This is a genomic window from Clostridium sp. MCC328 (genome assembly GCF_018785465.1).
Lineage (GTDB): Bacteria > Bacillota > Clostridia > Lachnospirales > Lachnospiraceae > Pilosibacter > Pilosibacter fragilis.
Genome location: NZ_WQPW01000018.1, coordinates 172996 through 192662 on the forward strand (window position 1 = coordinate 172996; position 19667 = coordinate 192662).

Genomic DNA, 19667 nt, shown 5'->3' on the forward strand with positions numbered 1-19667 from the left:
GGCGATCATGTGCCATACTTTAATATTGTAGCGGAGACATCAGAAAATACTGTTGTCGCAGAATATGAACCAGTCAAGAAGCGCTCTGACAGTTATCAGAGTGAAGCGGAATTGGAACAGGGGTTTACTCGTTTGTTGTGTGAGCAGGGCTATGAATATCTGCCTATTCACACGGAGAAAGATTTGATTGCAAATCTCCGTAAAAAGTTAGAAGAACTGAATAATTATCGATTTTCTGACACAGAATGGGAAGATTTTTTCAAAAATGCTGTTGCTAATCCAAATGAGCATATCGTGGAAAAGACCCGAAAGATACAGGAGGATAATGTTCAGGTACTGACTCGTGATGATGGTTCTTCCAAGAACATCACGCTCATAGATAAAAAGAATATTCATAACAACAGACTGCAGGTCATCAATCAATATGTGATCGGTACAGAAGATGGTGCAAAGCATGACAACCGCTATGATGTTACGGTACTGGTGAATGGCCTGCCGCTCGTACATATCGAACTGAAACGCAGAGGTGTTGCTATTCGAGAGGCGTTTAACCAAATCAATCGATATCAGAGGGATTCTTTCTGGACGGGTTGTGGATTATACGAGTATATTCAGATTTTCGTAATTTCAAATGGAACAAATACAAAGTATTATTCCAACAGTACCAGACGAAATGCAGAAAAGGAACATGAAAAACGTGGTGCCAGTAAGACAAAGACGAGCAACAGTTTTGAATTTACTTGTTTCTGGGCCGATGCTAATAATCGAGTGATCCCTGATCTCATTGATTTTACCAAGACATTTTTTGCGAAACATACGATTCTCAATATCCTCACAAAGTATTGTATTTTTACATCTGAGGACATGCTGATGGTTATGCGTCCATACCAGATCACGGCTACAGAGAGAATTCTCAATCGCATTGAAATTGCTAATAATTATAAAAAGTATGGCAGTGTTGAAGGTGGAGGTTATATCTGGCATACCACAGGATCAGGAAAAACACTCACTTCTTTTAAGACAGCAAGACTGGCGTCAAAATTGTCGTATATTGATAAAGTATTGTTCGTGGTTGATCGTAAGGATCTGGATTACCAGACCATGAAGGAATATGACCGTTTTGAAAAAGGAGCTGCAAACAGCAATACTTCAACCGTTGTATTAAAACGTCAGCTTGAAGACCCGGATGCCCATATTATTATTACTACAATCCAGAAATTAGCTACATTCATAAAGAAAAATCCGGGGCATGAAGTGTACACGAAGCATATTGTCATCATTTTTGATGAGTGTCACCGCAGTCAGTTTGGCGACATGCATACGGCCATTGTAAAGAATTTCAAGAAATATCATTTATTTGGATTCACAGGAACGCCAATATTCTCGGTCAATTCCGGCAGAGCGAAGAATCCAGAATTTTTCACAACAGGACAGACTTTTGGCGATCAGCTTCACAGTTATACGATCGTGGATGCGATTAATGATAAAAATGTTCTCCCGTTCCGTGTCGATTATATTAAAACGATGGATGCTGAGGAAGAAATCATGGATGAGATGGTATGGGACATCAATAGGGAAAAGGTTATGATGGCTCCTGAGCGTATTCATATTGTGACACAGTATATACTGGAACATTTTGACCAGAAGACATATCGTGGAGATAAAACATACATATACAACACACTTACGAACATTGCAGAGGTTGCTTCAGCTAAAAGGGACGAAGTAGAGGAAATCAAGCAGAAACAGAGAATCAGTGGCTTTAATTCTATTTTTGCTGTATCAAGTGTCCAGATGGCAAAGCTGTATTATCAGGAATTCAAAAAGCAGATGTCAGCAGATCCGACTAAGAAATTACGTGTTGCGACTATTTTCAGCTATGGCGCAAATGAGGAAGAATCGGATGGCATTCTGGATGAGGAAAACTCCGAAGATACTTCTGCACTTGATCAGCCGTCCAGAGATTTTTTGGAAGAGGCAATAGAAGATTATAATCAGATGTTCCATACAAATTATGACACTTCAAGTGATAAATTCCAGAATTACTATAAAGATGTGTCTCTTCGTATGAAGAATAAGGAATTGGATATTCTGATTGTAGTAAATATGTTTCTTACTGGTTTCGATGCGACAACCATGAATACTTTGTGGGTGGATAAGAATTTGAAAATGCATGGATTAATACAGGCATTCTCGCGAACAAACCGCATTTTGAATTCTATTAAAACCTTTGGAAATATTGTATGCTTTCGCAATCTGCAAAAGCGGGTGGACAGTGCCATTTCCCTGTTTGGGGACAAGAATGCAGGAGGCATTGTTCTTCTGCAGAGCTTTAAGGATTATTATTATGGATATGAATCGGTAGATGGCAAACCGATGCCGGGATATGTGGATATGGTGGAAGAACTGAATGATAAGTTTCCACTGTCAGAACCCCAGATCATCGGGGAACAAAATCAAAAAGAGTTTATTGCCTTGTTTGGGGCAATTCTCCGAATGAGAAATCTTTTGATTTCATTTGATGAATTTAAAGAGAAAGAATTGATTACTGAGCGTGATCTGCAGGATTATCTTGGTCGTTATCAGGATCTGCGCGATGAGTGGAAACGCAAGCGGCAGGAAAGTACGGATATTACAGATGATGTGGTATTTGAGATTGAACTGATTCGTCAGATAGAAATCAATATTGATTATATTCTGATGCTTGTGAAGAAGTATCATGATACCCATTGCGAGGATAAAGAAGTATTGATAACCATCAACAAGGCAATTGACGCCAGTCCGGAACTGCGCAGTAAGAAACAGCTCATTGAAACCTTTATAGCGGGAATCAATGATGTGGATGATGTTATGAATGAGTGGCATAGCTATGTGGTAGAGCAGCGAGATCATGACCTCGATAATATTATTGCGGAAGAACGCCTGAAACCGGAAGATACCAGAAAATTTATGGAGAATGCATTCCGGGATGGAGAGATCAAGACGGCGGGAACGGATATAGATAGGCTTATGCCGCCAATATCTCGTTTCGGCGGCGGTGGAAGAGCAAAGAAGAAGCAGGGCGTTATTGACAAATTGAAACAATTCTTTGAAAAATATTTTGGAATTGGTGGCTCATCTACATTTACTGAGCCGGAGCAAAAGATAGTAACTTACGATTTTAATAGTCGGGATACATTATCGATGGTTGCGGAAACGAAGACACCATATGGAAATGGAAAATAATTGCGAAATATAGTAGAAACTGAGTGGAGGTGAATTTATTGACTATTGAAGAAATCTTAGCAGGTGAATCAAAAAATGTAGAGTTTAAAGTCCAGAGACCGAAGGATAGTATAAAATACATGAAAACAGTTATTGCCTTCTCAAATGGAGAGGGTGGACGCATTGTATTTGGTGTTGATGATGATACTCGTGAGGTAGTCGGTATTCCTAAGGAAAATGTCTTTTCGGAGATTGATGCGATTACTACAGCAATATCGGACAGCTGTGAACCGGTCGTTATTCCAGATGTTTACTTACAGACGATTGAGGATAAGACGATCATTATTGCTGAGATCAGCCCGGGAAAACAGAGACCGTATTATATCAAGTCCATGGGAATTAAGGATGGCACTTATATCCGGGTTTCTGGGACATCCCGTCCTGCTGGACGTGACCTAACAGCTGAAATGTATTATGAGGATGAGGGACGATCCTATGACAAGGTTATTCGCAGAGATTTGACAGTCACAGATGAAGAGATTGCAGAACTGTGCAGGCAGATGAAAGAAGTAGCTATTGCGAATGGAAAGTCAAAGACGCAGAAAGAAGCGGTTAAGGATATAACAAAGAATGTACTGCTCAGTTGGGGACTACTGGCAGAAGCAGAAGATGGAAATATACATCCTACAAATGGATATGTTTTCCTGTTGGGAAAGGATGAATTCTTGTCACATATCCAATGTGGAATGTTCAAAGGAAAAACACGTGCTGTATTTGTGGACAAGCGTGAGTATAGCGGTCCATTATGGCAGCAGATCGATGATTCGTTCCAGTTTGTATTGAGAAATATTCATTTAGGCGCAAAACTTGAGGGAATTTATCGGAAAGATATTTATGAATTACCGCCGGACAGTATTCGTGAGTTGATTATTAATGCTGTGATGAACTGTAGCTATTTACAAAGTTCACATATCCAGGTGGCGATTTATGATGATCGGTTGGAGATCACCTCTCCGGGCGGTTTGATGCCAGGTGTGACATTGGATAAAATGAGAGAGGGATACTCTAAAATTCGAAATCGTGCATTGGCACATGCTTTTTCATACATGAATCTGATTGAAGCATGGGGCAGTGGGATTCCGAAATTGTTGGAGGCGATGAAAGAGTATGGACTGCGGGAGCCAGAGTTTCAGGATTTAGAGATCGGGTTCCGTATTAATCTTTATCGGAATACGGAAGATACAGTGATAAGATGTGCGGAAGAAAATATCCAAAGTGGCACCCAAGCCACCCAAGGTAATATCCAAGCCACCCAAAGTACCACCCAAACTGTGCATGACACCACCCAAACCGCCCAAGATACCACCCAAAGTACCACCCAAACGAAACTAAGCCAAGAGGCCAAAACTATTTTGCAGATAATAAGCCAGGATCCAGACATGACTCAGAAAGAGATTGCAGAAAAATTAGGTTGGAAAATCAACAGGGTAAAATATCATGTAAATAGGATGAGGCAGCAGAACATTATCAAACGTGTCGGTACCAGCCATAAAGGACATTGGGAAGTAGTATAAGAGGGGAGACCAGCTCCATCGGCCTCCTCCCCATCTGTCACAATATTCCCCGATTCTCCTCAAATTGCAGAAATTTTCCCAACCTCTATATTTCTACTTGAAACCGGAAACACCATATGCTAAAATTGGAAAGAATAAGGTGTTGTAGAAACGCAACTACATCGGAGGAGGAAACTATGATCAGTCAGCTCATACAGAAGATTCAGAAGACAAAGGCACCGATCTGCGTCGGTCTTGACCCTATGTTAGGTTATATCCCGAACCATATTGTCCAGAGAGCATTTAAGGACTTCGGCGAGACCATGGAAGGAGCTGCCGAGGCTGTATGGCAGTTTAATAAAGAAATTATTGATAACACTTATGATTTGATTCCCTCAGTGAAACCGCAGATTGCAATGTATGAGCAGTTTGGCATTGAGGGTCTTAAAATATATGCCCGCACGATCGAATACTGCCAGAACAAGGGACTCCTTGTGATCGGAGATGTAAAGAGAGGCGATATCGGATCCACTTCCTCCGCATATGCAGTTGGACATATCGGAAGTGTAAAAGTTGGAAGCAATGAATGCCGCGGTTTCAATACGGATTTTATCACCGTAAACCCGTACCTCGGAACAGACGGAATCAAACCGTTCGTCAATGTCTGCAACGATGAGGACAGAGGCCTTTTCGTTCTCGTTAAGACATCCAACCCGTCCAGCGGCGAGTTTCAGGACCGCCTTGTAGATGGAAGACCGCTCTACGAGTTAGTCGCAGAGAAGGTCGTTGAGTGGGGCGAAGCAAGCATGGACGGCGATTACAGCAACGTAGGCGCTGTTGTGGGCGCTACATATCCGGAGATGAGCAAGATCTTAAGAAAGCTCATGCCGAAGACATACTTCCTTGTACCGGGCTACGGCGCACAGGGCGGTACCGCGAAAGACTTAATGCACTGCTTCAACGAGGATGGTCTCGGAGCTGTCGTAAACTCCTCCAGAGGAATCATCGCTGCGTATAAGCAGGAGAAATACGCAAAGTTCGGTCCGGAACATTTCGCAGAGGCATCCAGACAGGCCGTTGTGGATATGATCGCGGATATCAACTCCGTATTATAATAGTACATTGAAAATTTATCAGCCATGGCGTATGTCCGTGGCTGATGTGTTGTAACCATATAAAAACAGTGTTCCGGAAAGTTGGAAAAGCACCGGAATACTGATAGTAAACCACCAGGAGGAAACCATGGCACAGAAAAAAGTAAACGCTGTGATCCACAGCCAGGAAAAACTGGCAGAGGGAATCTACAGCATGTGGCTTGACGCACCGGAGATGGCAAAAGCAGCCGTACCGGGACAGTTTATCGCTGTTTACACCAATGACCAGTCAAAGCTTCTGCCGCGTCCGATCAGTATCTGCGAGGCGGACAAGGAGAATGGAAGACTTCGGATCGTTTACCGCATCGCGGGAGCCGGAACAAAGGAATTTTCCGCATACAAAGAAGGCGATACCCTCGATATTATGGGACCGCTGGGAAATGGATTCCCCTTAAAGAAGAAAAAAGCATTCCTGATCGGCGGCGGAATCGGAATCCCGCCGATGTTAGAGCTTGCTAAGAACCTGGACTGCGAGAAGACAGCAGTCATCGGTTACAGAGATAAAGAGACCTTCCTCGCAGACGAGCTTCGCAAATACGCCGATGTCGTGATCGCGACAGAGGATGGAAGTGTCGGAACAAAGGGAAATGTCATCGACGCGATCCGCGCGGAGAAGCTTACCGCGGATATTATCTACGCATGCGGACCAACTCCGATGTTGAAGGCATTAAAGACCTACGCAATGGAGAACGGGATCGAGTGCTATATCTCTCTGGAAGAAAAGATGGCATGCGGAATCGGTGCCTGTCTTGGCTGTGTATGCCACAGCAAGGACATTGATGAGCACAGTAACGTGAGAAACAAGAGAATCTGCAAGGACGGTCCGGTATTCCGCGCAGAGGAGGTAGAACTTCTGACTCCGGACGAGCAGCGCGAGCGCATCGCCTCCGGCATCATGATCAAAAAGGAGGAGCAGGCATGAATACAAAAGTAACACTTGCCGGTGTAGAGTTAAAGAATCCGGTGATGACCTGTTCCGGTACCTTTGGTTCCGGTATGGAATATGGCGAGATGATCGATCTTGACCGTCTCGGCGCTGTTGTAACAAAAGGAATCGCAAACGTGCCGTGGCCGGGAAATCCGACCCCGCGAGTGACGGAAGTTTACGGCGGAATGTTAAATGCTATCGGTCTTCAGGGACCGGGCGTCGACGTGTTCATGAAGCGCGACGTTCCGTTCTTAAGACAGCATGACACAAAGATCATCGTCAATGTCTGCGGAAAGTCCGAGAGCGACTATGTGGATGTTGTGGAGAGTCTCGCTGACGCTGATGTAGATATGCTTGAGATCAATATCTCCTGCCCGAACGTAAAAGAGGGCGGAATCGCATTCGGCCAGGATCCGAAATGCGCGGAGCAGATCACAAAGGCGGTAAAGAAGGTCGCAAAGCAGCCGTTGATCATGAAGCTCTCCCCGAACGTTACGGATATCGCTGAGATGGCGAGAGCCGTTGAGGCAGGCGGAGCTGATGTGGTATCTCTGATCAATACCATCACGGGAATGAAGATCGATATCAACAAGCGTACATTCGCCCTGGCAAACAAGACCGGCGGTATGTCCGGCCCGGCGATCAAACCGGTGGCTGTCCGCATGGTATATCAGGTCGCCAACGCTGTGAAGATCCCGGTGATCGGAATGGGCGGCATTATGACGGCTGAGGACGCGCTGGAGTTCATCCTCGCAGGTGCGACAGCAGTGTCCATCGGAACCGCGAATTTCATCAACCCGGATACGACGATCCAGGTGATCAAGGGCATCGAGGCGTACATGAAGAAGTACGGTGTGGAAGATATCCACGAGTTAATTGGTGCTGTGCACTAAGAATATTATTTTGAAAGGAAGTTTTTAGGTCATGGAAAAGTACAAGCAGGAATTTATTGAATTCATGGTTGATTGCGGCGTATTAAAATTTGGAGATTTCGTAACAAAGAGCGGAAGAAAGACTCCGTTTTTCGTAAACACAGGATTCTACCGCACAGGCACCCAGCTCAGAAAGCTTGGCGAGTACTACGCAAAAGCGATCAATGATACATTCGGAACAGACTTCGATGTTCTCTTTGGACCGGCTTACAAGGGAATTCCGCTGACCGTTGCAACAAGCATGGCGATCAGTGAGCACTTCGGCGCAGACATCAAGTACTGCTCCAACAGAAAAGAAGTAAAAGACCACGGTGACAAGGGAATCCTTCTCGGCAGCCCGATCGCTGACGGTGACAAGGTCGTTATCATCGAGGACGTGACAACAGCGGGTACATCCATCGAGGAGACACTTCCGATCATCAAGGCACAGGGCGATGTCGATGTTCTCGGTCTTGTTGTATCCGTAGACCGCTGCGAGAGAGGTAAAGGTGAGAAGTCCGCTCTTGCCGAGATTCAGGAGAAATACGGTTTCCGCACAACAGCGATCGTAACCATGAAGGAAGTAGTTGAGCACCTTTACAACAAAGAGTACAAGGGAAAAGTTATCATCGACGACACATTAAAAGCAGCGATCGACGCATACTATGAGCAGTATGGCGTAAAATAAGAAGGAGCGGTTTTATGGAAAAAATTTATAAGACCATGAGAAACACAGGGGCAGCGAGCATCGCGGTTGGAGTTATCGTTGCATCTGTCGGACTTGCTGCCGGAATCATCGCGATCGTGAACGGGGCACTGCTTCTTAAGAGAAAATCTGAGATTACGTTTTAATCGGATCAGGGCGGTTTTAACGCGGCTGTGAAAACAAAAAGAGCGGTGAAGCATGCCTGAAAAGTGAAATGAGCGGAGTGGGAGATGTGGCCTTTATGGCGGCATCTCCTTTCCTGCTTAAAAATTCGGAGAGTATCCGGAGAGAAGGACCACGAAACAGGAACCCCTGTTTTGATGGGAATGGAGAATTTTGAAAATGAAAAAACACAGACATCGGATTCTCGGGGCGGTTCTTTTTGTCCTGTATCTGGTTCTGCTGACATATTTCCTGTTTTTCGCCGAAGAAATGGGGCGCAGCCCCGACGCGAGGGCCGAATATTCCTACAACCTGACCCTTTTTAAAGAGATTCGGCGCTTTCTTTTATACAGGAACATTCTTGGCTGGCGCGCGGTGTTCTTGAATATTTTCGGTAACGTGCTGGCATTTATGCCCTTTGGCTTTTTTCTGCCGGTCATCTGGGTGCGGACGAGACACTGGTATATCACAGTACTCTTAAGCTTTGCCATGAGTCTTCTTGTGGAGACGATGCAGCTTGTCGGCAAAGTCGGAAGCTTTGATGTGGATGACCTGCTCTTAAATACCATCGGTGGTTTTGCCGGGTATATTATTTTTGTCCTTGCGAGAGGCGTTTGGGAGAGATACAGTGGAACGAATCGGAAATAAAGTATCGTATATAAAAAAGCCGTTTGCAAAGAACAGTTTTGTGGCGGCAGGGCTCGCAGCGGCGGCACTTGTCTTTTATGCCGCCGCCATCAGCTTTTCGTACTATACCCAGGGGAATGCACCGCTTGCGGCTGCGGCTCTGGGTTTTTGCAGTATTATCATTGCGGTGTCATCGGTGGTCTATGGTGTATTTGCCATGATGGAGAAAGAGAAGAATTATCTTCTGGCGAAGATCAGCCTTGCGGCGGCGGGGATCCTGCTGCTGGTGTGGGTACTGATGATCGTGTTTGCGCTGTAAAGATGACAGGGCGGAACCGGGAACAGCGGTCCGGAGCGCATCTTTTTCAGGTGCGGAAAATGAACGTGAAATGGAGGCATGACACATGGAACAAGATCTGATCAGAGAGCGCTATGACCTTTCCATGGCGCGGATCCAGGAAATTCTGACGGAAGAGACGGTACCGGAAAACTACCGGGATTATTTTAGAAAAGTGACAGAGTTCATTATCCAGTGCGGCGAGGTCTTAAAGGCGAAAGAGGACGGAAGCCTGGATCAGATGACACTGGAAGAGGGAAGAACGTTAAACCATAAGCTTTATGTGGATGTTCTTCCAGAAAACTATGAGACAAGCTATACGAATCCGGCTTACGCGGTGAAGACACTGGGGGAGGAGTACGGAAAGCTTCTTTCCTATCTCTATGCGGAGATCCGCGGGGATATCATTTACGCGTTTGAGGGACGTGTTCTGGATCTCGTGATCGGAAACGAGGCACTGATCGAGATCTACAACCTCTTTGAGGGCGAGACACTTCCGGCAGCGAAGGAGATCAAGGACGTGCTCTACTGGAGCGCCAGCGACTACTGTGATGTGACTCTGACTTACCGTGTACAGGAAGGCGTGGATCCAAAGCTTGACTTCGCGAAAAAGATCATCATGGAGAGTGACCTTTCCGATCTCTCGTATCTCTACCGGTTCGGTGCGTATATTTCCCCGGAAGAGGAGAAGACAGCGGCGTTCTTAAACAGCCTGCCGGAGGAAGAGATCAGGAAGATGGCAGATACCTATACTGACGGATATATCCGTGGATTTGAGGTCATGGGCCGGGATCTTTCGAAGAAGAAGACGGTGTCAGTGCGTTATCCGATCGGTTTTGAACGCATGGTACGCCAGGCAGTAAAAAATTTCGAGTCAGCGGGGCTTTCGGTGATCTTTTGCAGAAGTGCTGTGGGCAGCATCAACCGGAATCCGGCAGGACACAGCGGATACGCATCCTCTTCCCCGAACAGACAGTATGATTATGACCATCGTTATGACAGCGCAGTCTATATGGATAAGGCGTTCCGTGACCGGAAGATCGGTGTCTTAAAGACGGCCTACGAGCAGTATAAAGAGGACGCAGCCGCTTACGCGGGACCGGCGGTCATCGAGACCTTCGGCGAGCCGGGCTTTGAGCCAGTGAATAAGCCGGAGGCATGGGCGTTTACGGAGAAACAGCAGAACCTTTATCTGGAGTACAGGAATCTCTCTATGCCGGTGGTGAACGAATATATTCCGGGGGATGAGACGAGCTTTACGATCATCGCGTTCCCGGTTCCGGCAATCGGGGAACTGTTCCCGGAGATCTTTAAGGAGACGATCCGGATCAACACCCTGGATTACGAACTTTACCGTGACATGCAGCAGAAGATCATTGATGTTCTCGATACGGCGGAGTATGTGGAGATCACCGGAAAAGGGGAGAACCAGACGAACATGCAGGTCCAGCTGGCTGCGATTTCCAACCCGGAAAAGCAGACGAAGTTTGAGAACTGTGTGGCGGATGTAAATATTCCGCTTGGCGAGGTGTTCACTTCCCCGAAGCTTGCGGGAACGAACGGAATCTTAAATGTGGGAACGGTTTATATCGGAGATATCCAGTACCGGAATCTCCGCATGGAATTCAAGGACGGCCGTGTGGTTTCAGCGGTATGCGATAACTTCGTGGAAAATGGAGTGATCGATCAGGAAGCCGGACACCGTCTCATCGTGCAGGGAATCATGAACGGTCATGAGACGCTGCCCCTCGGCGAGTTTGCCATCGGAACGAACACGACGGCCTACGCCATGGCGGAGAAGTTTGGAATTCTGGACCGCCTGCCGATCCTTATCGTCGAGAAGATGGGACCGCACTTTGCAGTTGGCGACACCTGCTACAGCTGGTCTGAGGACAGCCCGATGTACAATCCGGACGGCAAGGAGATGATCGCGAGAGACAACGAAGTTTCTATATTAAGGAAGGAAGATGTCTCGAAGGCGTACTTCGGTGTCCACACGGATATCACGATCCCATATAAGGAGCTGGAGAGAATTTCCACAGTCCATACAGACGGAACGAAGACAGATATTATTCTGGACGGAAGGTTTGTGCTGGCGGGGCTGGATGAATTAAATAGGCCGCTGGATGAAAAATAAGAAAAAGTTGTAACTGTGAAGATACAGAATCGTTACAAAAAGTTTTATCAGACTGCAAAACCGGAATAGCATAGAGAAAATTATGAACACAGTGGTTATGCAGCTGATGACAGGACACCCTGAAATATGTAATTCATTTATGTATTTCAGGGTGTTTTTACATAATTACACTGAGTTTGGACACTTGTGATCCCAGGAAAAGCCGCTGACAGACCGATGGATGGGAAGAATATTATATTTTGCAGTATCACATCACTGCATGAAGTTGGCAGAATCTACGGATTCCTACTTGACGCGCATAAAAAAACCTTGTATTATGATTGATAAGGAAATATTGTTACTAAAAAGCTATTTATTAGAATGACTTATCAATAATCGTTACACTCATAAGGAGAAAAAACAATGGCAAAAGTTGGAATTGTAATGGGCAGTGACTCTGATATGCCGATCATGGCACAGGCTGCCGAGGTACTGGAACAGTTTGGTATTGATTTTGAAATGACGATCATTTCCGCTCACAGAGAGCCGGATACATTTTTCGAGTACGCGAAGAGTGCCGAGAGCAAAGGCATGAAGGTCATTATCGCCGGCGCAGGCAAGGCAGCTCACCTTCCGGGTATGTGCGCAGCGATCTTCCCGCTTCCGGTCATCGGAATCCCGATGAAGACTTCTGACTTAGGCGGCGTGGATTCCCTCTATTCTATCGTACAGATGCCGTCCGGAATCCCGGTAGCGACCGTAGCGATCAACGGAGGAAAGAACGCCGGAATCCTTGCGGCAAAGATCCTTGCGGCATCCGATCCGGAACTCCTTGAAAAATTAAAAGCTTATTCCGAGAAGATGAAGACGGAAGTTGAGAGCAAGGCTGAGAAGCTCGACAAGATCGGATACAAAGAGTATCTTGCTTCCATGAAAAAATGACAAGTAACAGAGATATTAAAAACAGAGTTCCCGCAGACAGAAAGATGAGTAGCTGCCGGGCATTGTGTTTCCAGCAGGGTCTGCTGAAGACACAGTGTAAACTCATATAAGCATAAAAAATATAGAAATCGGGACATGATCGCGCATGCAACATGCAGAATGTGCAGAGAATGTCCGAGAACATAAGATTCTCCAGGAGGAAATACATATGGATTACAAGAAAGCCGGAGTTGATATCGAGGCTGGTTACAAGTCTGTAGAACTGATGAAAGAGCATGTTAAGAAGACCATGCGTGAGGAAGTTTTAGGAGGTCTTGGCGGATTTTCCGGTGCATTCTCCCTCGCAAAGATCAAAGATATGGAGGAGCCGGTCCTTCTTTCCGGTACTGACGGATGTGGAACAAAGGTGAAACTTGCGATGATCATGGACAAGCATGACACCATCGGTATCGACGCAGTTGCCATGTGTGTCAACGATATCGCGTGTGCAGGCGGTGAGCCGTTATTCTTCTTAGACTATATTGCATGCGGCAAGAACTATCCGGAAAAGATCGCGGATATCGTAAAAGGTGTTGCGGAAGGCTGTCTCCAGTCTGAAGCTGCCCTGATCGGCGGTGAGACCGCAGAGCATCCGGGTCTTATGGCAGAGGATGAGTATGACCTTGCAGGTTTCTCCGTTGGCGTCTGCGATAAAAAGGATATGATCACAGGCGAGAATCTTCAGCCGGGTGATGTGCTGATCGGAATGGCTTCCACAGGCGTTCACTCCAACGGTTTCTCTCTTGTCCGCAGGGTATTTGAGAAAGAGATGACTGCGGAGGGCTTAAATACATATTACGACGAGCTTGGAAAGACTCTTGGTGAGACACTTCTCGCTCCGACAAGAATCTATGTGAAAGCTTTAAAGAACGTGAAAAAAGCAGGCGTTACCGTAAAGGCATGCAGCCATATCACAGGCGGCGGCTTCTACGAGAATGTTCCGCGTATGTTAAAGGATGGCGTCCGCGCTGTGATTCATAAAGACAGCTACCAGATCCCGCCGATCTTCCCGCTGATGCAGAAAAAGGGCGAGATCGATGAGAAGATCATGTACAATACCTTCAACATGGGAATAGGCATGGTCGTTGCAGTCGCTGAGGAAGATGTCCGCACAACGATGGCAGCCATGAAGGCAGCAGGAGATATCCCATACATCATCGGATCCATCGAGGCAGGAGAAAAGGGAGTGACCTTATGTTAAGAGTCGGCGTTCTTGTTTCCGGCGGAGGAACGAATCTTCAGGCGATCTTAGATGCCATCGACGCGGGAACGATCCGCAATGCGAAGGTAGAGGTTGTCATCAGCAACAACGCAGGCGCGTTTGCTTTGGAGCGCGCGAAAAAGCATGGGATTCCGGCTGAGTGTCTTTCACCGAAGGATTTTGCGTCCAGGGAGGAGTTCAATGAGGCCCTGGTTGCTAAAATCGATTCCTATGAGCTGGACCTCATCGTGCTGGCAGGATATCTCGTGAAGATCCCTGCAGCCATGATCGAAAAATACAGAGATAAGATCATCAATATCCACCCGTCTTTGATTCCGTCCTTCTGCGGTGTCGGCTTCTACGGATTGAAGGTCCATGAGGCTGCTCTTCGGAGAGGTGTAAAGATCACCGGTGCGACGGTACATTTTGTGGACGAGGGAATGGATTCCGGTCCGATCATCTTACAGAAGGCTGTTGAAGTGGAAAAAGGTGACACGCCGGAGGTCCTTCAGCGCCGCGTCATGGAACAGGCAGAGTGGAAGATCCTGCCGAAGGCCATCGACATGATCGCAAACGGAGAGATCTGATACAGGATAGAAGACAGCCGTTCCTGGCTGCGCGGGGCGTATACAGGAACGGCTTCACTGATAAGCAGGAGGAAAAACGAATGAAGGTTTTAATCGTTGGCAGCGGCGGAAGAGAGCATGCGATCGCATGGAAGGTCGCACAGAGCAAGAAGGTCGATAAGATCTACTGTGCACCGGGCAATGCAGGTATTTCTGAAGTAGCGGAGTGTGTGCCGATCGGTGCCATGGAATTTGATAAATTAGTTGCTTTCGCGAAAGAAAAAGAGATCGATCTTACCGTGATCGGTATGGACGATCCGCTTGTAGGCGGAATCGTTGATGTCTTCGAGAAAGAGGGACTCCGTGTATTCGGACCGAGAAAGAACGCGGCGATCCTCGAGGGTTCCAAGGCATTTTCCAAGGATCTTATGAAGAAGTACAATATCCCGACAGCGGCTTATGAGACATTTACAGACCCGGAAAAGGCGCTGGAGTATCTTGAGACCGCAAAGATGCCGATCGTACTGAAGGCAGACGGTCTTGCGCTTGGAAAGGGCGTTCTGATCTGCCAGACATTGGAAGAGGCAAAAGAGGGCGTTAAGACCCTGATGATGGATAAGAAGTTCGGCTCCGCAGGTGATGAGATCGTCATCGAGGAATTTATGACAGGCCGTGAGGTATCCGTACTGTCCTTCGTGGACGGAAATATCGTGAAGATCATGAGTTCTGCTCAGGACCACAAGCGTGCAAAGGACGGCGACCAGGGCTTAAATACCGGCGGTATGGGAAACTTCTCTCCGAGCCCGTTCTACACGAAGGAAGTCGATGAGTTCTGTAAGAAATATATCTATCAGCCGACTGTTGATGCCATGAAGGCAGAGGGTAGACCGTTCAAGGGAGTTATCTTCTTCGGTCTCATGCTGACCCCGGACGGCCCGAAGGTCCTGGAGTACAACGCGAGATTCGGCGACCCGGAGGCGCAGGTCGTTCTCCCAAGACTGGAAAACGATATTGTGGACGTCTTCGAGGCATGTATCGACGGAACGCTCGATCAGGTCGACTTAAAGTTCGACAATGACCGCGCGACAGTATGTGTGATCTTAGCGTCCGACGGCTACCCGGTAGAGTATAAAAAAGGATTCCCGATCGAGGGACTTGAGAAGTTCAAGGGAAAAGACGATTACTATGTCTTCCACTCCGGCACAAAATTCAACGAAAACGGTCAGATCGTCACCAACGGCGGCCGTGTCCTCGGTGTGACCGCCACCGGAAAAGATCTGAAGGAAGCCAGAAAGAAGGCTTATGAGGCTACGGAATGGATATCATTTGAGAATAAGTATATGAGACATGATATTGGTAAGGCGATCGAAGATATTCACTCATAACCTAAAAGGTCCAATGAATCTCAAAATCTCCATTTGAAATCGGCAGTATCTTTCTGATCAGCTGTAGCATTCTCAATTTCAAGAGAGAGGGTATCTCTTTCGGAATAGAGGATCTGCAGCTGATTTTCTATATCCTTTTCTTCGACTGAACCAAGCGAGTAGAGCCTGATCGTGCGGGCAATTTGCTTTTGTATATTTTCCAGACGTTTATTTAATGTTTCAACAAGAGATGAAGAGTCCGCAGCGGGGGAATTGGAAACTTCATCAAAATAATCAGGATCCAGCTGGAGATGACGGATTTCATTTAAAACAGCATTGTCTAAGACCTCGACTCTTATGTTGGGAGACATACATTTTGGAGATCCATCACGCCAGTTGTAAGCACGATTACGACATTTGTAATATTTATAGCGATGCTTTTTCGTGCCTACATAATGAGCAGAATATGTGGCCCCACAGGAAGCACATCGGCATAGCCCAGAGAGAAGATACTGACCGTAGTGCCCGGTATGTTCTTTTTTGTAGTATTCAGCGATCTGGGTAACCTTTTTCTGAACTTCATTAAATGTGGTTTCGTCTATAAGTGGTTCGTGGATCCCGTTCATATATCCAGTATTTGTTTTTATCTTTCCAATGTAGATAGGATTTTGCAGTATTAAAGAAATCGTATTATAACCAACTTTATAAGGTCCATATTTGGTAGTGTATCCAGACATGGAGCGGGCAATATCAGAATAGGAATATCCGCGGATCGCCAGATCGAAGATCTGTTTAACCTGCGCTGCTTCGTATTCGTTCGGGATAAGATAGTCGTTAATAAAGTCATAGCCGATTGGGACATTTCCGCCGCCGTGCCATTTTCCCTGCTTTGCCCGTCCTTCCCGTCCCATTGCCATTCGTTCCTTAATTTGTTCCCGCTCTAACTGCGCGAAGACACTTAAAATTCCGATCATGGCCCGCCCAAACGGGGTACTGGTATCAAAATTTTCCGACATGGAGATGAAATCCACATGGTTTGTAAGGAAAAGGTCCTCGATAATATAGAGGGTATCTTTCTGGGAACGGGATAATCGATCCAGTTTGTAGACAAGAACGGTATCAAAACGTTTTTGTGTGCAATCAGCAAAGAGCTTTTGGAGAGATGGACGGTTCATATTTCCGCCAGAAAAGCCCGGATCCGTATATACTTTATAGAGCTTCCAGGAATGAGCTTCGCAGAATTTTGTAAGCCGGTCGATCTGCTCCGAAATGGAATATCCTTCAACGGCCTGTTCCTGGGTGGAGACCCGGACGTAAATAGCGACTTTTTTCATATAACACCTCCAGAAAAAGGTATAAAAAATACACCCCTTGCCGAGATGCCTGGAAGATGATATAATTCAGTTGTTCAGGCTGATTATATCTTTCCGGAGCATCCGGCAAGAGAAAATCTATGAAAATCCGTTCGGTGCTGGTAACACCGGGCGGTTTTTCTATTTATGTGATTTGACAAATTATTTCCGGACCTGTATAATATACTTAACGAGAGAGCCGAAAGCTAGAGTACACCTAGCCGCCGGCAAGCATCAACCTAAAAAATAGCGCCTTATCTTACCAGGACGAGGGCGCTATTTTTTGTGTGTAAAATAAGCAACGAGGGTTATTACAGCACAAAGCATAATTACAAACTGAAACAGATCAGAATATGTAACCATCAGCACCAGACTCCTTTCACTTTCGTGTCCGGCGGCTGACATAATCGCCCCTTCGGTTCCCCGGGTAAGTATATTATTTTCAAGGTTCGTTCTATATCTTTTCCATCACCGCCAAGTGCGGTTCAAACATGATCACATATCCATCCAGCTCTGTGTAGCAGCCATATTTTTCCCGGTAGCATTCCAAGGCTTCATTCAGAAATTCTTCTGACACTTCCAGACATTCTGCTAATTCATGCAAGTTATGGCAATGGTTCCGGTATCCCAGGATGATCCCGGAGAGTCCGATCCGACGGTCGTAGGCCCACAGCCTTGCAAGATGTTCCTGTTTGCGATTAGCCACATCATTCTGATCTAAAATATTGCCGACTGTCATGCGGTGGTGACCAAGCTCTTCCGCGAGAACACAGGACTTTTCTACCGTGGTCATATCCTGACGGATAGCTACCGTACCATCACATTACAGACCGCGGATTCGGTTGCTGTCGAAAGGATAGTCGATCACATTGACTCCATCTTCGCGGGCTTCTTCCTGTAGATATTCGTATGAATTCATAAGAGCCTCCGTAAAAATTATTCCTCCATAAAATACTGACAGCGGTTCCGATAATAATCCTGTTCCAGATGGAATAGAGAACACATTTTTGCCACGGATCCGTTTTCACGATATTCTTTCAACGCTTCCAGATATTCCGGCCGGTGAGCAGCCTCGATGATCAACGGAGAAAGATTATGACGCAGGCATTCCCTGAAAAGGATCATTCGACCAGTGCGTCCGTTTCCATCCTGGAAAGGATGAATGCTTTCATAGCGAACATGAAATTCAGCCAGAATTTTAAGAGTGACATCCTGGGAGGAATACCAGGAGAGCAGTTTTCCCATTTCTTCCGGAACTTTGCTTGGAAGAACTGTCTCATACATACCGACAATGTTCGGACGTTTCTTGTAGTCACCGATCGCATACCCGTTGGCGCGATCCTCAAAGACACCGCTTTTCAGTTCATAGTGGAACTGTTTGATCAGTTCCTGGCTGAGAGGCTGGTCAATTGTTTCTAACATCTTATTGAACATTAAGAAATGTCCGTTCATTTCTTCTACATCTTTTGCACGATAATAATCATCTGATTTTGGAAGTGTGCCGGTATCAAAGAGAGACGCCGTCTGTTCTTCCGTCAGAGTGCTGCCTTCGATTTTATTGGAGTTATAAGCAAGTAAGCGCTGAGTGAGACCGTAGATTCCGGAGCGGTCACGGCGCTTCCATTCTATTTGAAAACGTTCCAGCAGGAACTGAATAAATTCTGTAGTTGTCATGTGCGTCTCCTTTCTGGGGATCATGATTTCTTTCTATTCTTAACAAATTCAGCGAACTGGCGGATCTCATCCAGCTCATCCTCTGTGAAATCGTCACCGTCGAAGTGGGCGGCGATGGTGGTAGGTTGATAGTTATTTTCTGCAACCATTCGCTCCAATTCATCCGCGGTAATTCCTAAAGCATTACATATTTTACAAACATTTATATAACCGGCTTTTTCTGCCCCACGCTCTAAGATTGCTTTTACTGTAGAGTAGGGAAGACCAGATATCTTTACAATATCAGAAACCTTCATGTTTTTTGAGTCCATCAATTTCCGTAGTAATTCAGCTCTTTGATCCATGTGTATACCTCCTACGATGATATTACAATATTGCGCCAAAAAAGTAAACACAAAATTGCAAAATTCTGCAAATAATATGTTGACATTCGCGCAATAATGCAATATAGCAAAGGTATGAATTGCATAATTACGCAATTTGAAAGAGGTGAAAAAGTTGTGCACGGTAAAAATTGATAATCTTGAGGCTGAGATGAAAAGAAAAAAAGTCTCTCGCCTTGAAATTGCAACATATCTGGGAGTTTCATATAGAACGATTCATTCGAGATTCAATGGTAAAGTGCCGTGGGAATATTCAGAATGTGTGAGAATTAGAGATCACTTTTTCCCAGAACACACATTAGAATACCTGTTCGCAACAGAGGACGAGAGGGGGTGAGAGAGAACGGACCAAATGAAGAAGACAATATTAAACCTAGATTATTCACGGATCAGCCGTGAAAGTGGCTGAAAGCCACATAGTTACTGTATTTTAGCTGAATATTGCTTT

At 45.9% G+C, this 19667-nt stretch carries 20 protein-coding genes; 16 read left to right on the top strand and 4 right to left on the bottom strand.

Going from position 1 to position 19667, the window contains the following annotated elements:
- The first annotated feature begins 9 nt into the window (after nt 1-9).
- The 14 genes from GPK83_RS03970 to purD all read left to right on the top strand — a co-directional run bounded on the left by GPK83_RS03970 (nt 10) and on the right by purD (nt 15831).
- Entirely contained in the window at nt 10-3225 is a 3216-nt protein-coding gene (locus tag GPK83_RS03970; RefSeq protein WP_215704062.1) for a type I restriction endonuclease subunit R, read from the top strand.
- 38 nt (nt 3226-3263) lie between these two features.
- A complete protein-coding gene (locus tag GPK83_RS03975; RefSeq protein WP_215704063.1) occupies nt 3264-4778 on the top strand; it encodes an ATP-binding protein in 1515 nt (504 codons plus the stop codon).
- A 176-nt stretch (nt 4779-4954) separates the two neighbouring features.
- A complete protein-coding gene (gene pyrF, locus GPK83_RS03980) occupies nt 4955-5872 on the top strand; it encodes an orotidine-5'-phosphate decarboxylase (protein WP_015553547.1) in 918 nt (305 codons plus the stop codon).
- 127 nt (nt 5873-5999) lie between these two features.
- The gene (locus tag GPK83_RS03985) at nt 6000-6833 is read left to right on the top strand and encodes a dihydroorotate dehydrogenase electron transfer subunit (RefSeq protein WP_117485306.1); all 834 of its coding nucleotides are present in this window, start codon (nt 6000-6002) and stop codon (nt 6831-6833) included.
- Nucleotides 6830-7732: a dihydroorotate dehydrogenase gene (locus GPK83_RS03990; protein ID WP_215704064.1), complete on the top strand. Its 903-nt coding sequence runs from the start codon at nt 6830-6832 to the stop codon at nt 7730-7732. Before GPK83_RS03985 ends, GPK83_RS03990 begins: the two co-directional genes overlap by 4 nt.
- Nucleotides 7733-7763: 31 nt before the next feature.
- Nucleotides 7764-8438, top strand: coding sequence for an orotate phosphoribosyltransferase (gene pyrE / locus GPK83_RS03995; RefSeq protein WP_215704065.1), 675 nt, complete (start codon nt 7764-7766; stop codon nt 8436-8438).
- 14 nt (nt 8439-8452) lie between these two features.
- A complete protein-coding gene (locus tag GPK83_RS04000) occupies nt 8453-8602 on the top strand; it encodes a hypothetical protein (protein WP_015553543.1) in 150 nt (49 codons plus the stop codon).
- Nucleotides 8603-8798: 196 nt separating this feature from the next.
- A complete protein-coding gene (locus tag GPK83_RS04005; protein WP_181968511.1) occupies nt 8799-9266 on the top strand; it encodes a VanZ family protein in 468 nt (155 codons plus the stop codon).
- Nucleotides 9247-9564 (top strand): DUF6142 family protein, encoded by a 318-nt coding sequence (locus GPK83_RS04010; RefSeq protein ID WP_021904813.1) that lies wholly within the window; start codon nt 9247-9249, stop codon nt 9562-9564. The genes GPK83_RS04005 and GPK83_RS04010 overlap by 20 nt, the downstream gene beginning before the upstream one ends.
- Before the next feature lie 85 nt (nt 9565-9649).
- Nucleotides 9650-11719: an aminopeptidase gene (locus tag GPK83_RS04015; protein ID WP_215704066.1), complete on the top strand. Its 2070-nt coding sequence runs from the start codon at nt 9650-9652 to the stop codon at nt 11717-11719.
- A gap of 402 nt (nt 11720-12121) precedes the next feature.
- Nucleotides 12122-12640: a 5-(carboxyamino)imidazole ribonucleotide mutase gene (gene purE / locus GPK83_RS04020; RefSeq protein WP_015553540.1), complete on the top strand. Its 519-nt coding sequence runs from the start codon at nt 12122-12124 to the stop codon at nt 12638-12640.
- 208 nt (nt 12641-12848) lie between these two features.
- Complete coding sequence (gene purM, locus GPK83_RS04025) at nt 12849-13880, top strand: phosphoribosylformylglycinamidine cyclo-ligase (protein ID WP_215704067.1); 1032 nt, start codon at nt 12849-12851, stop codon at nt 13878-13880.
- The gene (gene purN / locus GPK83_RS04030) at nt 13874-14467 is read left to right on the top strand and encodes a phosphoribosylglycinamide formyltransferase (RefSeq protein WP_015553538.1); all 594 of its coding nucleotides are present in this window, start codon (nt 13874-13876) and stop codon (nt 14465-14467) included. The genes purM and purN overlap by 7 nt, the downstream gene beginning before the upstream one ends.
- A gap of 80 nt (nt 14468-14547) precedes the next feature.
- On the top strand, nt 14548-15831 hold the full coding sequence (gene purD / locus GPK83_RS04035; protein WP_215704068.1) for a phosphoribosylamine--glycine ligase: 1284 nt from the start codon (nt 14548-14550) through the stop codon (nt 15829-15831).
- 20 nt (nt 15832-15851) lie between these two features.
- Here the strand turns inward: purD and GPK83_RS04040 are convergent, their stop codons facing one another.
- Nucleotides 15852-17081 carry a recombinase family protein gene (locus GPK83_RS04040; protein ID WP_345941772.1) on the bottom strand — a complete coding sequence of 410 codons (1230 nt, stop codon included), beginning with the start codon at nt 17079-17081 and terminating at the stop codon, nt 15852-15854.
- On the opposite strand from GPK83_RS04040, the gene GPK83_RS17305 reads away from it, so the two are divergent.
- The gene (locus GPK83_RS17305) at nt 16965-17204 is read left to right on the top strand and encodes a hypothetical protein (RefSeq protein ID WP_345941773.1); all 240 of its coding nucleotides are present in this window, start codon (nt 16965-16967) and stop codon (nt 17202-17204) included. The two genes, GPK83_RS04040 and GPK83_RS17305, sit on opposite strands and share 117 nt — an antisense overlap.
- A gap of 412 nt (nt 17205-17616) precedes the next feature.
- Here the strand turns inward: GPK83_RS17305 and GPK83_RS04045 are convergent, their stop codons facing one another.
- The 3 genes from GPK83_RS04045 to GPK83_RS04055 all read right to left on the bottom strand — a co-directional run bounded on the left by GPK83_RS04045 (nt 17617) and on the right by GPK83_RS04055 (nt 19180).
- Nucleotides 17617-17955, bottom strand: a complete 339-nt coding sequence (locus GPK83_RS04045; protein ID WP_345941770.1) for a hypothetical protein — start codon at nt 17953-17955, stop codon at nt 17617-17619.
- Nucleotides 17956-18098: 143 nt separating this feature from the next.
- Complete coding sequence (locus GPK83_RS04050) at nt 18099-18836, bottom strand: Fic family protein (protein ID WP_215704070.1); 738 nt, start codon at nt 18834-18836, stop codon at nt 18099-18101.
- 20 nt (nt 18837-18856) lie between these two features.
- A complete protein-coding gene (locus GPK83_RS04055; protein ID WP_117485327.1) occupies nt 18857-19180 on the bottom strand; it encodes a helix-turn-helix transcriptional regulator in 324 nt (107 codons plus the stop codon).
- Nucleotides 19181-19316: 136 nt separating this feature from the next.
- Between GPK83_RS04055 and GPK83_RS04060 the strand changes: the two genes are divergently transcribed.
- Nucleotides 19317-19556, top strand: coding sequence for an XRE family transcriptional regulator (locus GPK83_RS04060; protein WP_215704071.1), 240 nt, complete (start codon nt 19317-19319; stop codon nt 19554-19556).
- The last annotated feature ends 111 nt before the right edge of the window (nt 19557-19667 follow it).

Excerpts from the sequence above, each read along its gene's own strand:
- GPK83_RS04000 (WP_015553543.1), top strand. The coding sequence starts at position 8,453 with ATGGAAAAAATTTATAAGACCATGAGAAACACAGGGGCAGCGAGCATC.
- purN (WP_015553538.1), top strand. The coding sequence starts at position 13,874 with ATGTTAAGAGTCGGCGTTCTTGTTTCCGGCGGAGGAACGAATCTTCAG.
- GPK83_RS04055 (WP_117485327.1), bottom strand. The coding sequence starts at position 19,180 with ATGGATCAAAGAGCTGAATTACTACGGAAATTGATGGACTCAAAAAAC.
- GPK83_RS04015 (WP_215704066.1), top strand. The coding sequence starts at position 9,650 with ATGGAACAAGATCTGATCAGAGAGCGCTATGACCTTTCCATGGCGCGG.
- GPK83_RS04050 (WP_215704070.1), bottom strand. The coding sequence starts at position 18,836 with ATGACAACTACAGAATTTATTCAGTTCCTGCTGGAACGTTTTCAAATA.
- GPK83_RS03990 (WP_215704064.1), top strand. The coding sequence starts at position 6,830 with ATGAATACAAAAGTAACACTTGCCGGTGTAGAGTTAAAGAATCCGGTG.
- GPK83_RS04005 (WP_181968511.1), top strand. The coding sequence starts at position 8,799 with ATGAAAAAACACAGACATCGGATTCTCGGGGCGGTTCTTTTTGTCCTG.
- purE (WP_015553540.1), top strand. The coding sequence starts at position 12,122 with ATGGCAAAAGTTGGAATTGTAATGGGCAGTGACTCTGATATGCCGATC.
- pyrE (WP_215704065.1), top strand. The coding sequence starts at position 7,764 with ATGGAAAAGTACAAGCAGGAATTTATTGAATTCATGGTTGATTGCGGC.
- purM (WP_215704067.1), top strand. The coding sequence starts at position 12,849 with ATGGATTACAAGAAAGCCGGAGTTGATATCGAGGCTGGTTACAAGTCT.
- GPK83_RS04045 (WP_345941770.1), bottom strand. The coding sequence starts at position 17,955 with ATGACCACGGTAGAAAAGTCCTGTGTTCTCGCGGAAGAGCTTGGTCAC.
- GPK83_RS03985 (WP_117485306.1), top strand. The coding sequence starts at position 6,000 with ATGGCACAGAAAAAAGTAAACGCTGTGATCCACAGCCAGGAAAAACTG.
- pyrF (WP_015553547.1), top strand. The coding sequence starts at position 4,955 with ATGATCAGTCAGCTCATACAGAAGATTCAGAAGACAAAGGCACCGATC.
- purD (WP_215704068.1), top strand. The coding sequence starts at position 14,548 with ATGAAGGTTTTAATCGTTGGCAGCGGCGGAAGAGAGCATGCGATCGCA.